Genomic DNA, 14,178 nt, shown 5'->3' with positions numbered 1-14,178 from the left:
GAAGATCAGGTGACCTCGTAGGGCAGGGTGCCCCGGCTGTGGGCGTCGATGGTCAGGCGGCGTTCCAGCGGCGGTACTGATCTTTGGTGGCAGGTCTGGCGTTCGCAGATGCGGCAGGAAATGCCGATTGGCTCGTAAGCGCTGGCGTTGTTGATGTCGAGGTTGTCGGCGTAGACCAGTGCCTCGGCGTGACGTACCTCGCATCCCAGTGCGATGGCGTAGCGGCGGACAGGCGCGCCGAATGATCCCCCGGATTTAGAGACATCGCGCGCCAGGGAGATATAGCGAACACCGTCCGGGGTTTCGGCAAGTTGTTGCAGGAAATGCCCTGGTGTCTCAAAAGCCCGATGGACATTCCAAAGCGGGCAGGCGCCGCCGAAACGGGCGAATTGCAGTCGTGTGGCGGAATGGCGTTTGGTAATAGTTCCGGCCTGATCGACACGGACGAAGAAGAAGGGAATCCCCTTTGCGCCGGGGCGCTGTAGCGTGGACAGGCGGTGCGCCACCTGCTCGATCGATGCCCCGAAGCGGTTGCTGAGCAATTCCAGATCATGACGATATTCCTGCGCGGCCGACAGGAAGGCGCCATAGGGCATCAGAGAAGCGCCCGCAAAATAGTTGGCGAGGCCGATTTTGGCGATGGCGCGGGCTTCATCGCTTTGAAAACGCGCAAAGTCGAGCGTTGCCTCGAGTAGTTTATCCTGACTGATCAGTGCCACCTGCAGCAGCAACTGGAAGACCTGCGTTTGCGGTGCGGCACGTGAAGAGAGACGCAGGGTTTTGTCGCTCGTGCTGAAGCTACGCAAGGTATCCGTTTCGGTGAAGATAACGTGTATACCGCGCTCGGACAGGCTGTTCAAAGCGACTTGACGAATATCGCTGGTTTCATCAACACGGCTTGCGAACCGTTCGGCGGCGCGGTCGACCGCATCGATATAGTTGTCGCAATAATGGAAGAAATCCCGCACTTCTTCCCATGGGCTGGCCTGAATACGGGCATCTTCGCGGCCCAGAGCTTCGTCGAGAGAAGCAAGGCGTTCATGTGTCTGACGATAGGCGCGGTGCAATTCGATAAAGGCCCGCGCAAGGGCCGGGGCGTTCGACGCGGTTAGCCTGAGGTCAGCCAAGGGGGGCATCGTGTCGGCGAATACCGGATCGGCAAGTGCTTCGCGCATGTCTGAGACCAGACGTTCGCTATCGCCGGTGCTGAGTTCGGTTACGTCCATACCGAACTCCTGCGCCAGAGCGAGAACAACGGTTGTCGAGATCGGACGGTTGTTGTTCTCCATCTGGTTCAGATAGGGCAGGGAAACGCCAAGCTTTGCGGCGAAGTCCTTTTGCGTGAGAGTCAAGCGGGTGCGCATCTCGCGCAGCTTTGCGCCCGCATAGAGTTTCTGGGTGGCCATGACGGTTCTTTGCAGCTTTCCTGAATCAGTAAGCTAACTTTGCAAACTCATGGGGGCAAGTCGTCTACAGACCCAATTGCCGCTCGCGCCAGATGACGACGCTGATGGAACCAATCGCCAGAACGGCGGTTGCCAACATCAGCCAGAGCAAAGGCATTGCGCCTGTTTCGTGTGTCAGCAACGCGCCCGCCAGCGCGCTGAGTGCAGCGCCGCCGCCCAACATGATCGCGCCGCTCAAGCCCGAGGCGGTGGCGGCTAGGTGGGGGCGCACCGATAGCGAGCCGGCGGTCGCATTTGGGATCGCCATGCCGTTGCCCAATCCAACAAAAGTCATCAGGCCAAAAAAGCTGAGCGCCGTTCCGAGGCCCGCCAAAAACAGCGCGGCTGACACGGCCACGCCGATTGCATTCAACCAACAGCCCCACAGCACCATTCGGTTGACGCCGATGCGTACCGAAAACCGCCCGCTGATGAAGTTCCCGAAGAAATATCCAATCGCGGGCGCGCCGAAATACACACCGACTTCGGCTGCGGTCATGCCGAATACCTCCGTCCCGATAAACGGTGCTCCGCCAAGATAAGCGAAGAATGCACCCGACGAGAAAGCCGAAGACAATGAGTACCCCCAGAAGCGGGGCGACATCAGCAACTCGGGGTATTCGCGAAACTGCTGCAGCAGCGTCTTGCCGCTTGCCGCGGCGGTTTCGCCAAAGTCCGAGTAGGTAAGCAGCAACGCCAGCCCCGCCAGGGCAAAGGGAAGCCAGAAATTGGCTTTCCAGCCAAACGCTTCTTCAAGCAACCCGCCGACCGCGGGGCCAATCATCGGGACCACCGCCATACCCATGGTGACATAACCGAGCATTGAGGCAGCCTGGTCTTGTTCATACATATCCCGCACGGCGGCACGGCTCAGCACCACTCCTACGACAATCACGGCTTGGAACATTCTGAAGGCAAGAAACGTTTCGACATTCGGGGCGTAGATACACCCCAATGTTGCCAGCAGAAACAGAGCGAGTCCCCACAGCAGAACGGGTCTGCGACCTGCCTTGTCGGCAATAGGGCCGATCAGGATCTGCAGGACCGCATTAACAAGAAGATACAGTGCGATCGAAAGCTGCATCACCTTGTAATCAGTCTGAAAATAAGTTGCCATGAAGGGCAGGCTGGGCAGGTACAGATTCATGCTCAGCGCCGACAGTCCCGACAACAATACAAGTGTTGCGAGCGTGGGCGGGGTGCGGCTGACGGAGGATGAACTGAACTGCATGGTTCACACTTAGAGGCTGCACGCAGGAAATGCTATCAGCAGTCTTGGATTGCGGCGTTTATTAGCAAATTTGCAGTTATCCTTGGTTGTGTTTTCAAGTATTTGCAAATTTGCTGAAAACTTCTTTGGCCTATGTGCCCGCGCCTTTATGGTCGCGCAAAATCTCATGGGAGACTACCGACATGAAAGACATCCTTTCCGAGCTTGAAGGCCGTCGCGACAATGCGCGATTGGGGGGCGGGCAAAGGCGCATCGACGCGCAGCATTCGCGCGGAAAGCTGACTGCGCGCGAACGGATCGAGTTGCTGGTGGATGAGGGCAGTTTCGAAGAGTTCGACATGTTCGTCAGCCATCGCTGCACCGATTTCGGGATGGAAAAACAAAAGCCTGCGGGCGATGGCGTGGTCACTGGTTGGGGCACGATCAATGGCCGGATGGTTTACGTGTTCAGTCAGGACTTCACCGTGTTTGGGGGCTCGCTCTCCGAGACCCACGCGCAGAAGATCTGCAAGATCATGGATATGGCGGTTCAGAACGGAGCACCCGTGATTGGCATCAACGACTCGGGTGGCGCGCGGATTCAGGAGGGCGTCGCCTCGTTGGCAGGATATGCCGAGGTGTTCCAGCGCAATATCATGGCCTCGGGTGTGGTTCCTCAGATTAGCGTGATCATGGGTCCGTGCGCAGGTGGCGCGGTCTATAGCCCCGCGATGACCGACTTTATCTTCATGGTCAAAGACACCTCCTATATGTTTGTGACCGGTCCTGATGTCGTGAAAACCGTCACCAATGAGGTTGTGACCGCGGAAGAACTGGGCGGAGCCTCGACTCACACCAAGAAATCCTCGGTCGCTGATGGCGCGTTTGAAAACGATGTGGAAGCCTTGGCCGAGGTGCGTCGCCTGGTCGATTTCCTGCCGCTGAATAATCGGGAGAAGCCGCCGGTCCGCCCGTTCTTCGACAGCCCCGACCGGGTCGAGACCTCGCTGGACACTCTGATCCCGGATAATCCGAACACGCCTTACGACATGAAGGAACTCATCACCAAAGTCGCGGACGAGGGTGATTTCTATGAGATTCAAGAGGACTACGCCAAGAATATCATCACCGGTTTTATCCGGCTTGAGGGGCAAACCGTCGGTGTTGTGGCCAACCAGCCGATGGTGTTGGCCGGCTGCCTGGATATCGACAGCTCCCGCAAGGCGGCACGGTTCGTGCGGTTCTGCGATTGCTTTGAAATCCCGATCCTGACGCTTGTGGATGTTCCGGGCTTCCTGCCGGGGACCAGCCAGGAATATGGTGGTGTAATCAAGCACGGCGCGAAACTGCTGTTTGCCTATGGCGAGGCGACCGTGCCGAAAGTCACCGTGATCACGCGCAAGGCATATGGCGGCGCCTATGACGTTATGGCCTCAAAACACCTGCGCGGCGACTTCAACTATGCGTGGCCCACGGCCGAGATCGCGGTGATGGGCGCCAAGGGTGCGACCGAAATCATCCACCGTGCCGATCTGGGTGATGCCGAGAAAATTGCGCAGCATACGCAGGATTACGAGGATCGCTTCGCCAATCCTTTCGTTGCCGCCGAGCGGGGCTTTATCGATGAGGTGATCATGCCGCAATCGACCCGCCGCCGGGTGTCGCGTGCGTTTGCCAGCCTCCGGGGTAAGCAACTGAAGAATCCCTGGAAAAAGCACGACAATATCCCGCTCTGAGGAGATGAGGCACACAACCGGTTTTGACACATGCATCACCCAGTCAGACATAAGTTCGCGTCGTTATCGGATGCAGCGCAGGCGACACCCGGGGAAAGGTGTCGTTTGATGCAAGGCTGGGTATGTGCGCTGGCGATTGCTGCTGTGGGTGTGTTGGCATCTGGCTCTGCACAGGCCACCAACCTGCTGCCCGTACCGTCGGGGCAACCGGTGGAACTCAGCGACGTCCTGCTGGATACCAATCCGGGCGAGCTTTGGGTGAGGTTTCGGTTCATTGCGCCAAAGATCGGGTCAACTGCAGGACGTATCACGTACGACATCGCCGTAGTCGATATGGAGCATTTGTGTGAAACGCTGGCGGTTCCTTATGTAGCGCAGCACGAGTTGGTGCCCGCTCGGGTGGTTATTTCCTTCTCGGACAGGCCGCTTGAATTCGGTACGTCCGAACCCGATGCGACCCAGTTTTTCGAAGCCTATCGGTTGGAGAAATCCCAGTGTATCTGGGAGGGGCTCTGACCATGATACACAATGCAACGGTCTCAGAGTGTCCCGACACAACGATGCAGCTCCGGAGGTGCGCATGACCGCTTCAAGCCCACAGGTATGTCTGATTCCTTGCCTTTTCAGGAACCCGATCCGAGAGGTTTCGCCATGTTGAAACATCGGGGTTTCCCCGGGCGTCTGCCCGGCACCGACTTTCAGTTCACCATTCGGCGCGCCAATCCCAAAGGCGTGACACCGCTGACACCGCGTGAGCGTTTCCGGGACCGTAAACCGGCCGACAAGCGTGCAGACGTCGCGTTCATGGAGGCGCTTTGGGAGCATTTTGGCGATCAGCCCTTTGAGCGGGGTAATCTGGACGCAGGTCGGTTGAGCTGGTTGTTCGGCCGTGAGGTTGTCGCCGCCGAAGATCCATTCGATCCGACCAGCTATGATGCCTTGTTGGTGATCGACCTCGACGCTGCTCGGGCCTCATTTCCAGACATTTTTGGCGGGGTTCTCTGATTTGTTCGGGGCTTCTCTCCATAACGCCCAGATGTTCCACACCAGTGGCACCCTTCGCAGGACTGCGTGGAGAGAAATATATGCATCAGCTGCAGAGAGGCGGGGGCGATCGGATGCGGTCGTCGTTGAATATATCGCCGGAAATCCGGCCGTTCTTTTCGAGCAGACAGATGCCACCTGCCATAGTGCCGGCACGGCGGGGCCGCAGCCTTGCCGCGTCACCAGATGCAAGCCGATCCGGCCCCGACTACGAACCGAAATCTCTGGTTTCGCGCGACGCGCGGGTGCCGATTTTTTTCGCCAAGTCGGCGCAAATTTGCGCGATGTTTTGCCGGATGGGCAGATTTCAGCCGGAATCTCAAATGGAAACAATGATGGGTTGGCGACCAGAATTGTGCTGTGCACAGTGAATGAGCCGTGCGGCTCTACTTTGCCTGCGTCGCACAAGCACCTACTATTCCGTACCCCTTCCTTCCGCGGGCAGGCTTGTGTTCCCCACAAAGTGCTGTCCGCGGTTTTCTTTTTGTCTCCGATAGGCATAAAGCGGCAAAAAACTGCGCAATTCGCATGTCCGCAACCTCTGTTATTGCATAACAACGCGCGAAATCGGCATCTGCTCTCAAAGACTTCGAAAAACCAAAAAGGGCAGAAATCATGCGAATCTCACGAACTTTCCTTGCGTTGGCGACCTGCGCGGGCCTTGCGGCCTGTGGTGGTTCGACAGGTGAACAGGCGATCCTTGGCGGCGGTGCAGGGGCACTGGGGGCTGCGGTCCTCAGTGCGGACCCGCTGCTTGGGGCGGCCGTCGGGGCAGCGGGCAACGTGCTGTACTGCAAGACCCAGCACAACTGTAACTAACGCCGAGATCACAGGGGCCTTCGAGGCACCGTCCGTCATTGCGTATCACGCCGTCGTGGGGTCAACACCCCGCGGCGGCGTTTTGCGTTTCCAGAACATCAAGCCAAAGGACGTTCCATGTTCAACAAGATCCTGATCGCAAACCGGGGCGAGATCGCCTGCCGGGTCATCAAGACCGCCCGCAAGATGGGCATTGGCACGGTTGCCATCTATTCAGACGCTGACAAGAACGCCCTGCATGTCTCGATGGCGGATGAGGCCGTGCATATCGGCCCGCCGCCCGCCAACCAGTCTTATATTGTCATCGACAAGGTCATGGACGCCATTCGTCAAAGCGGCGCGCAGGCGGTCCATCCCGGTTACGGCTTCCTGTCCGAGAACTCCAAGTTCGCCGAAGCGCTGGATGCCGCGGGCGTTGCATTCGTCGGCCCTCCAGTGGGGGCGATCGAAAGCATGGGGGACAAGATCACCTCGAAGAAGATCGCGCAGGAGGCCGGGGTATCTACGGTTCCCGGATACATGGGTCTGATCGAGGACGCCGATGAAGCGGTGAAGATTTCCAACGATATCGGCTATCCGGTGATGATCAAGGCCAGCGCCGGCGGCGGCGGAAAGGGGATGCGGATCGCCTGGAATGACGAAGAAGCGCGCGAGGGGTTCCAGTCATCCAAGAACGAAGCGGCGAATTCATTCGGTGATGATCGTATCTTTATTGAAAAGTTCGTAACTCAGCCGCGCCATATTGAGATTCAGGTGCTTTGTGACAGCCATGGCAACGGCGTCTATCTGGGTGAGCGGGAATGCTCGATCCAGCGCCGGAACCAGAAGGTTGTAGAGGAGGCACCATCACCCTTCCTTGACCCCGAGACGCGTCAAGCGATGGGCGAGCAGGCGGTGGCGCTTGCCAAAGCCGTGAACTATGCCAGCGCGGGGACCGTTGAATTCATCGTCGATGGTGAAAAGAACTTCTATTTCCTTGAAATGAACACGCGCCTTCAGGTGGAACACCCTGTGACCGAGTTGATCACTGGCGTTGACCTTGTGGAACAGATGATCCGCGTGGCCGCAGGGGAAAAACTGACCATCACCCAAGATGATGTGACCCTGACCGGTTGGGCCATCGAAAACCGTCTTTATGCCGAGGACCCGTATCGTGGCTTTCTGCCCTCGATTGGCCGTCTCAGCCGTTATCGCCCGCCGCAGGAAATCGCTGCTGGCCCCTTGCTGATCAATGATAAATGGCAGGGTACAGCACCCGAAGGCGAAGCCGCTGTACGGAACGATACCGGCGTTTACGAGGGCGGCGAGATCAGCATGTACTATGACCCGATGATCGCCAAACTATGTACCTGGGCCCCGACCCGCGCGCAGGCGATAGAGGCGATGCGTGTCGCGCTGGACAGTTTCGAGGTCGAAGGCATTGGCCACAATCTGCCATTCCTGTCGGCGGTCATGGATCACCCGAAATTTGTGAGCGGAGACATGACGACCGCGTTCATCGCCGAAGAATATCCAGAGGGATTTGAAGGTGTAGAACTGCCCGAGGATGATTTGCGCCGTATCGCAGCGTCCTGTGCCGCCATGCACCGGGTTGCCGAAATCCGGCGAACCCGCGTGTCGGGACGGATGGACAACCATGAGCGTAAGGTCGGAAAACGCTGGAATGTCGCCCTGCAGGGGCAGGAATTCAGCGTTAAGGTCAAGGCTGACAAACAGGGTGCGACGGTCAAATTCAAGGACGGCTCCTCTCTGCGCGTGTCTTCCGACTGGACGCCGGGCGACCAGCTTGCGGTGCTTGACGTTGACGGCAGCCCGCTGGTTCTGAAGGTCGGCAAGATCTCGGGCGGGTTCCGCATCCGCAATCGCGGTGCCGATCTCAAGGTTCACGTTCGCACCCCGCGCCAGGCTGAACTGGCCCGGCTGATGCCTGAAAAACTGCCGCCTGATACGTCGAAAATGCTGCTTTGCCCGATGCCCGGTCTGATCGTGAAGATTGACGTTGAGGTCGGACAGGAAGTGCAGGAAGGGCAGGCGCTCTGTACCGTTGAGGCGATGAAGATGGAGAACATCCTGCGCGCGGAAAGGAAAGGCGTGGTCTCCAAAATCAACGCAGGCCCCGGCGACAGTCTTGCTGTTGACGATGTGATTATGGAGTTTGAAGCTGAGTGACCTTTCAGTTTGGTGTCATAGCAGCGGCGATCGTCGCGGTTCTGGCCGGCCTGACCGGGCTCGATCTGGGAGGGCCCTACTGGCTGGTTGTTGCCTTCTGGTTGCTGTCGCTGGGATGCGTCTACTACCTGTTGGCCGGGATGTCGTTGGTGACGATCTTCCTCAGGGCGTTGCTGGCCCTTTTGCCGGTTGCAGCGTTGGCGGCATTGATCGTGGCTCAGATCACCGAATCGACGCTGTTTGATGATGGCGAAACGAGGGCTCTGATCGCCGCAGTTGCCGTCGCCGCAGGGTGGGTTGTCACCTTTGTTACCGCGGAAATGCGGCAAACCAATCAAGAGCAGGAACGCCGCCGGGATATGATCCGGGCAGTGCTGGCCGAAATTGACCTGATCGTGGACTGGTCACGCCCGATCAATTGGGACGAAGCCGAACAGGATATGCGCCAGAATTTTCACAATGACCCGCGCTATTCTGTCTTTGTTGCTTATGGTCATCAATTTGGCGCCCTCAAGCGCCTGACCGGGCAGATCGAGATTCTGCGCGACGATCAGATCATGCCGGTGACGGATTTCTTTCAGTTGCTTGACCGTTTGGAAACCATGGAAACGCGCATGTCCGAAGAAAGATTTTCCGCGCTGAATTGGGAGCGTCGCCAGGCCACGATCATCAGATATTTGAAGCTACAGGAAAAAGTCGCCCCGACCGGCAAAAAAGCGGCTGATGTCCTAAGAAAAGCCCCATTTCGGGGCTGGATCAGGCGGTTGGGATGATGAGTACGCGCGTGACAGGCTGCCCTGTCAGATCAGGGGGTTTCCCTCTCCTTCGACCGGCGCGCGGGGATGCGGAGCAATATGGATGCACATGTCTTTATCTCCTTGCACGAATTGCGTGTCCTTCGGCAACAAATATAGGCTTTGGGGTTAAAGAATTCAAGCCAGAGCGTGCTGGGGCTGTTTTCCGTCAATTGCTTTGGCGCCGTTCACGAATCTCGCGTTCGCGCAGCGGGGTCTTATCGATTGAGCGGCCAATTTCACGCACGCTCCACGGGCTGGGCTTGCGCAGTTTGACGACGCCATCCTTATCGACAAATATCATCTGGAACCCGCGCGGGCGCAGTTTTGCCCGGATCGGTGATCGCGCCGCCGGATCGGTATCGGTCAGAACGATCACGTCGCGATCCCTCATCGCAACTTCACCCTCCAGCAGCATGTCGATCTGTTGCTGGAACCTCGGGTCCGCCGGGGTATCGGCGAAGACTACGATAGGGCGGTGTGTCCAGAGAAAATCGCTCAGATCGCTGTCATCTACGGGACGCACAAAGCTGTCATCCGCAGGTGCGGTGGCGTCGGCTGCCATGGCGGCCAACGGGAATAGTGCCGAAAAAACAAGGGCAAGCGTGCGTGTCATATGGCCTCCTGTTCTGTTGAATATAGCCTCTGATCGCGCGAATGCGACCGGCGAAATGTCCGGGGCCATCAAAAAATTGTACCTCGCGCGTGGCGCTGTCTTATACCCAGCCGTCTGGCGGCATGGATCACAAGCCGATCTTTCGGTCCGTTCGTCGGGAGTGTAGGCAGATGGAAGTGATCCTTCATTGCGGTGCTCATCGTTGCGCAAGCACCAGCTTTCAAAACTACCTCAGCAGGAATGAAAAGGCGCTTTCCGAGCAAGGGCTGGTGTATTGGGGTCCTGAGCGAACCCAGTCCAACGGATTGAATAGCCTGAATAAATTAACGCCGGATGTCTGTGACGCACTGCGCCGCGAACTGGATGCTTGTCAGCGCGGCGGCGCAAGGCAGCTTCTGGTCAGCCAGGAGAATTTCGTGGGCTCGATGGAGCGCAACATCGCGTTTGCCTCGCTTTATCCCGGCATGTGGGAACGCGGGCAGCTTCTGGCGCAGGCTTTTGATGGCCGGGTCGGCAAACTTGCCCTGAATATCAGGGCGTTGGATATGTATTGGTCTTCCGTGGCGGCCTATAAATTCAAACGAGGAAGTGATCCCGTTGAGCCGGCAAAGTGGAGACGTATCGCGCAGAGCACGCGAAGCTGGCGCGATGTCATCACCGACATGAGCCGCGCGTTCCCGGGCGTTCCTTTGCTTATCCTGCCCTTTGAGGATTTTGCAGGTCATCAGCGAGCGCAGCTTGAAGCGTTGACGGAACGCGCCGCACCCGAAACCAGCGATGGCCTTGCGCTGAACGCTGCGCCCAAGCCTGCGCCTCATGGTCTGAATGCTGAGCAGGCGATGAAGCTTTGGGCCGACTATGCCGATGATTTGGAATGGCTGGCCTCCGGTGCCGATGGATTGGCCGAACTGATCTGCCGGACAGAAACCAATGCGCGCGGGGCGACCCCCGCGGAACCCAGAATTGAACAGAGGAAATCGACATGACCGACACCAACGACTGGCAGGTGCTGGCTGAAAAAGAGCTACGCGGACGTCCCCTGGACGATTTGACCAAAGAGACGCTCGAAGGCATAGACGTCAAACCGCTCTATACGCAGGAAGATACAGCTGATCTGCCGCATATGGGGTCGCTGCCCGGCTTCGGTCCGTTTACGCGCGGCGTGAAGGCGACGATGTACGCAGGGCGTCCATGGACGATCCGCCAATATGCAGGGTTTTCGACGGCCGAGGAATCGAACGCGTTTTATCGCCGCAATCTGGCGGCGGGTCAGCAGGGTGTATCGGTCGCCTTCGATCTGGCGACACACCGAGGCTATGACAGCGACCACCCGCGCGTCGTTGGCGATGTTGGCAAGGCCGGAGTGGCCATCGACAGTGTCGAGGATATGAAGATCCTGTTCGATGGCATTCCGCTGGACAAGGTCTCGGTCTCGATGACGATGAACGGCGCGGTGATCCCAATCCTGGCAAGTTTCATTGTCGCTGGCGAAGAACAAGGGCACGATAAATCCGTGTTGTCCGGCACCATTCAGAATGACATTCTGAAAGAGTTCATGGTGCGCAACACCTATATCTATCCGCCTGAACCCTCGATGCGGATCATTTCGAACATCATCGACTATACGTCGAACGAGATGCCCAAGTTCAATTCGATCTCGATCTCGGGCTACCATATGCAAGAGGCCGGCGCCAATCTGGTGCAGGAACTGGCATATACACTTGCGGATGGTCGCGAATACGTGCGTGCCGCGACGCAATCGGGCATGGATGTGGACAAGTTCGCGGGCCGTCTTTCCTTCTTCTTTGCCATCGGTATGAACTTCTTCATGGAGATCGCTAAACTGCGCGCCGCTCGCACGCTGTGGCACCGGGTGATGACCGAGTTCGGGGCAAAATCCGAACGCTCGAAAATGCTGCGCACCCACTGTCAGACTTCGGGCGTGTCGTTGCAGGAGCAAGACCCGTATAACAACGTGATCCGCACCGCCTATGAGGCGATGAGCGCGGTTCTGGGCGGCACCCAATCGCTGCACACCAACGCTCTGGACGAGGCGATTGCGTTGCCCACCGATTTCTCGGCCCGCATTGCGCGGAACACGCAACTGGTGCTGCAGGAAGAGACCGGCGTAACCGATGTGGTCGATCCGCTGGCCGGGTCCTATTACATCGAAAGCCTGACGAATGAGCTGATCGAGAAGGCCTGGGCTCTGATGGAAGAGGTCGAGGAGATGGGCGGCATGACCAAGGCCGTCGCCAGCGGAATGCCCAAGCTGCGTATCGAGGAAAGCGCGGCCCGCCGTCAGGCCATGATCGACCGGGGCGATGAGGTGATCGTCGGCGTCAACAAGTACCGCAAGGAACAGGAAGACCCGATCGATATTCTGGACGTCGACAATGTCGCCGTGCGCGAGGCGCAGGTGGCAAGGTTGGAACGTATCCGCGCCACCCGTGACGAGGTGGCATGTCAACAGGCGCTCGACGCGCTGACCACCACCGCCCGCGAGGGTGGAAACCTGCTGGCCGCCGCCGTCGAGGCCGCCCGCGCCCGCGCATCCGTAGGAGAGATCAGCATGGCAATGGAGAAAGAATTCGGCCGTCACCGCGCCGAGGTTAAAACCCTGGCTGGCGTCTATGGCGCAGCCTATGAAGGCGACGAGGGCTTTGCCGCGATCCAGAAATCCATCGAAGATTTCGCCGAGGCCGAGGGGCGCCGCCCGCGTCTCCTCGTCGTTAAGATGGGTCAGGACGGGCATGACCGGGGCGCCAAGGTCATCGCGACGGCTTTTGCTGATATCGGATTTGACGTGGATGTCGGTCCTCTGTTTCAGACACCGGCCGAGGCGGCGCAGGATGCGGTGGATAACGACGTGCATGTGATTGGCATCTCGTCTCAGGCGGCAGGCCACAAAACACTTGCACCGCAATTGGTCGAAGAGCTGAAAAAAGCGGGGGCCGAGGATATCATCGTGATTTGCGGCGGTGTTATCCCGCAGCAGGATTACCAGTTCCTCTATGATCACGGGGTCAAGGCGATCTTTGGTCCGGGAACGAACATCCCCGAAGCGGCGCAGGATATCCTTCGACTGATCGGAGATGCGCGCGGCTGACCCACCGAAGGCCGCCGCCCGAGATTTTTCGACGAAAAATCTTGTGATCCGAGACCTTTGGATGAAAACTACGCTCAGACCATTGCACACGCGCAAACCGGTCTGAGCGCGGTTCGAAGGAGGATGTCCCATGCTGCTGGATCATCTGGCGGTTGCTGGTGAAACGCTTGAGGAGGCATCGGCGCATATTGAACAGGCGCTGGGCGTGCAGTTGCAGGATGGCGGGAAACACGAAAGGTTTGGCACCCACAACCGGCTGCTTGGCCTGCGTGACGGGCTGTATCTTGAAGCGATCTCTGTCGATCCGCAGGCTGAGGTTCCTCAAAGAGCCCGGTGGTTCGATCTGGACCGCTTTGAGGGCTCGCCCCGCCTCAGCAATTGGATATGCCGTGTCTCGGATATCGAGGCTTCGCTTTCAGTGTTCCCGGACGGTGTCGGGCAGCCTGTAGACTTGGGCAGAGGGGCGCTGAGGTGGCGCATGGCGGTCCCCCCTAATGGGCGCTTACCTTTCGACAACCTGTTTCCGGCACTTATTCAGTGGCAGGGTGACCTGCATCCTGCGCAAATGTTGCAGAACAGCGGATGCCAGTTGCGGCGGTTGATCGTTTGTCACCCAGATGCGTTGGATCTGGCGAAAAGCCTGGGTGCGCTGGACCGCGTTGTGTTTGATACCGGCCCTGTCGCGCTGCGTGCCGAATTCGACACAGCGCACGGGTTACGTGTGTTGGAATGATCATTCGGCAAGCCAGAGCCGAAGATGCGTCCGGTATAGCAGCGATCACAAATGCGATTATTCGCGACACGCTTGTGACTTTCACGACAACCGAGCGCAGCTTGGGTTCGATTGTCGCAGATATCGAAATGCGTGGTTCGCATTATCTCGTGGCTGAGCTGGACGGGCAGGTTGTTGGTTTCGCGACTTATGGTCCGTTTCGGGCGGGGCCGGGATATGTTCGAACCGCCGAGCATACGATCCAGCTGTCGCGTATCGCGTGGGGACAGGGGATAGGACGGGCCCTGATGTCCGTATTGGAACGAATTGCCCACAAGGATGGGGTGCATGTTCTGGTTGCAGGTATCTCTTCGGCCAACCCCGGAGCCATCGATTTTCATTCCGCCATTGGTTTTCATCAGGTAGGCAGAATGCCCGAGGTCGGTCGCAAACGGGATCAATGGCTGGACCTTGTTCTGATGCAGAAAATTATTGGCCCGCAGTGATCTGTCGCACCTGACAGG

At 58.2% G+C, this 14,178-nt stretch carries 13 protein-coding genes; 10 read left to right on the top strand and 3 right to left on the bottom strand.

Annotated elements, in window-relative coordinates:
• Positions 1-5 precede the first annotated feature (5 nt).
• Both RA27_RS08370 and RA27_RS08365 read right to left on the bottom strand, forming a co-directional pair.
• Positions 6-1,406 carry a helix-turn-helix transcriptional regulator gene (locus RA27_RS08370; RefSeq protein ID WP_039536608.1) on the bottom strand — a complete coding sequence of 467 codons (1,401 nt, stop codon included), beginning with the start codon at positions 1,404-1,406 and terminating at the stop codon, positions 6-8.
• A gap of 64 nt (positions 1,407-1,470) precedes the next feature.
• Positions 1,471-2,676: a multidrug effflux MFS transporter gene (locus tag RA27_RS08365; protein ID WP_039536606.1), complete on the bottom strand. Its 1,206-nt coding sequence runs from the start codon at positions 2,674-2,676 to the stop codon at positions 1,471-1,473.
• A 182-nt stretch (positions 2,677-2,858) separates the two neighbouring features.
• On the opposite strand from RA27_RS08365, the gene RA27_RS08360 reads away from it, so the two are divergent.
• The 6 genes from RA27_RS08360 to RA27_RS08330 all read left to right on the top strand — a co-directional run bounded on the left by RA27_RS08360 (position 2,859) and on the right by RA27_RS08330 (position 9,196).
• The gene (locus RA27_RS08360; protein WP_039536605.1) at positions 2,859-4,391 is read left to right on the top strand and encodes an acyl-CoA carboxylase subunit beta; all 1,533 of its coding nucleotides are present in this window, start codon (positions 2,859-2,861) and stop codon (positions 4,389-4,391) included.
• 108 nt (positions 4,392-4,499) lie between these two features.
• The gene (locus RA27_RS24045) at positions 4,500-4,907 is read left to right on the top strand and encodes a DUF6497 family protein (protein ID WP_241484021.1); all 408 of its coding nucleotides are present in this window, start codon (positions 4,500-4,502) and stop codon (positions 4,905-4,907) included.
• Positions 4,908-5,042: 135 nt separating this feature from the next.
• A complete protein-coding gene (locus RA27_RS08350; protein ID WP_039537222.1) occupies positions 5,043-5,396 on the top strand; it encodes a hypothetical protein in 354 nt (117 codons plus the stop codon).
• A 654-nt stretch (positions 5,397-6,050) separates the two neighbouring features.
• Positions 6,051-6,254: a hypothetical protein gene (locus tag RA27_RS08340; protein ID WP_039536598.1), complete on the top strand. Its 204-nt coding sequence runs from the start codon at positions 6,051-6,053 to the stop codon at positions 6,252-6,254.
• A 117-nt stretch (positions 6,255-6,371) separates the two neighbouring features.
• Complete coding sequence (locus RA27_RS08335; RefSeq protein ID WP_039536596.1) at positions 6,372-8,423, top strand: acetyl/propionyl/methylcrotonyl-CoA carboxylase subunit alpha; 2,052 nt, start codon at positions 6,372-6,374, stop codon at positions 8,421-8,423.
• Positions 8,420-9,196, top strand: a complete 777-nt coding sequence (locus RA27_RS08330) for a hypothetical protein (protein ID WP_039536594.1) — start codon at positions 8,420-8,422, stop codon at positions 9,194-9,196. Before RA27_RS08335 ends, RA27_RS08330 begins: the two co-directional genes overlap by 4 nt.
• A 190-nt stretch (positions 9,197-9,386) precedes the next feature.
• Here RA27_RS08330 and RA27_RS08325 read toward each other — a convergent pair whose 3' ends face one another.
• On the bottom strand, positions 9,387-9,833 hold the full coding sequence (locus RA27_RS08325) for a DUF4174 domain-containing protein (RefSeq protein ID WP_039536592.1): 447 nt from the start codon (positions 9,831-9,833) through the stop codon (positions 9,387-9,389).
• Positions 9,834-10,003: 170 nt separating this feature from the next.
• Between RA27_RS08325 and RA27_RS08320 the strand changes: the two genes are divergently transcribed.
• From RA27_RS08320 to RA27_RS08305, 4 genes are all read left to right on the top strand, one after another.
• Positions 10,004-10,819, top strand: a complete 816-nt coding sequence (locus tag RA27_RS08320) for a hypothetical protein (protein WP_039536590.1) — start codon at positions 10,004-10,006, stop codon at positions 10,817-10,819.
• A complete protein-coding gene (gene scpA / locus RA27_RS08315; protein WP_039536589.1) occupies positions 10,816-12,942 on the top strand; it encodes a methylmalonyl-CoA mutase in 2,127 nt (708 codons plus the stop codon). The genes RA27_RS08320 and scpA overlap by 4 nt, the downstream gene beginning before the upstream one ends.
• A 130-nt stretch (positions 12,943-13,072) precedes the next feature.
• Positions 13,073-13,675: a VOC family protein gene (locus RA27_RS08310; RefSeq protein WP_039536587.1), complete on the top strand. Its 603-nt coding sequence runs from the start codon at positions 13,073-13,075 to the stop codon at positions 13,673-13,675.
• Entirely contained in the window at positions 13,672-14,160 is a 489-nt protein-coding gene (locus RA27_RS08305; RefSeq protein ID WP_039536586.1) for a GNAT family N-acetyltransferase, read from the top strand. The genes RA27_RS08310 and RA27_RS08305 overlap by 4 nt, the downstream gene beginning before the upstream one ends.
• Positions 14,161-14,178 lie beyond the last annotated feature (18 nt).

The organism is Ruegeria sp. ANG-R, assembly GCF_000813985.1.
In the GTDB taxonomy this organism is placed as follows: Bacteria; Pseudomonadota; Alphaproteobacteria; order Rhodobacterales; family Rhodobacteraceae; genus Ruegeria.
This window is presented reverse-complemented; position numbering and strand designations above follow the sequence as displayed.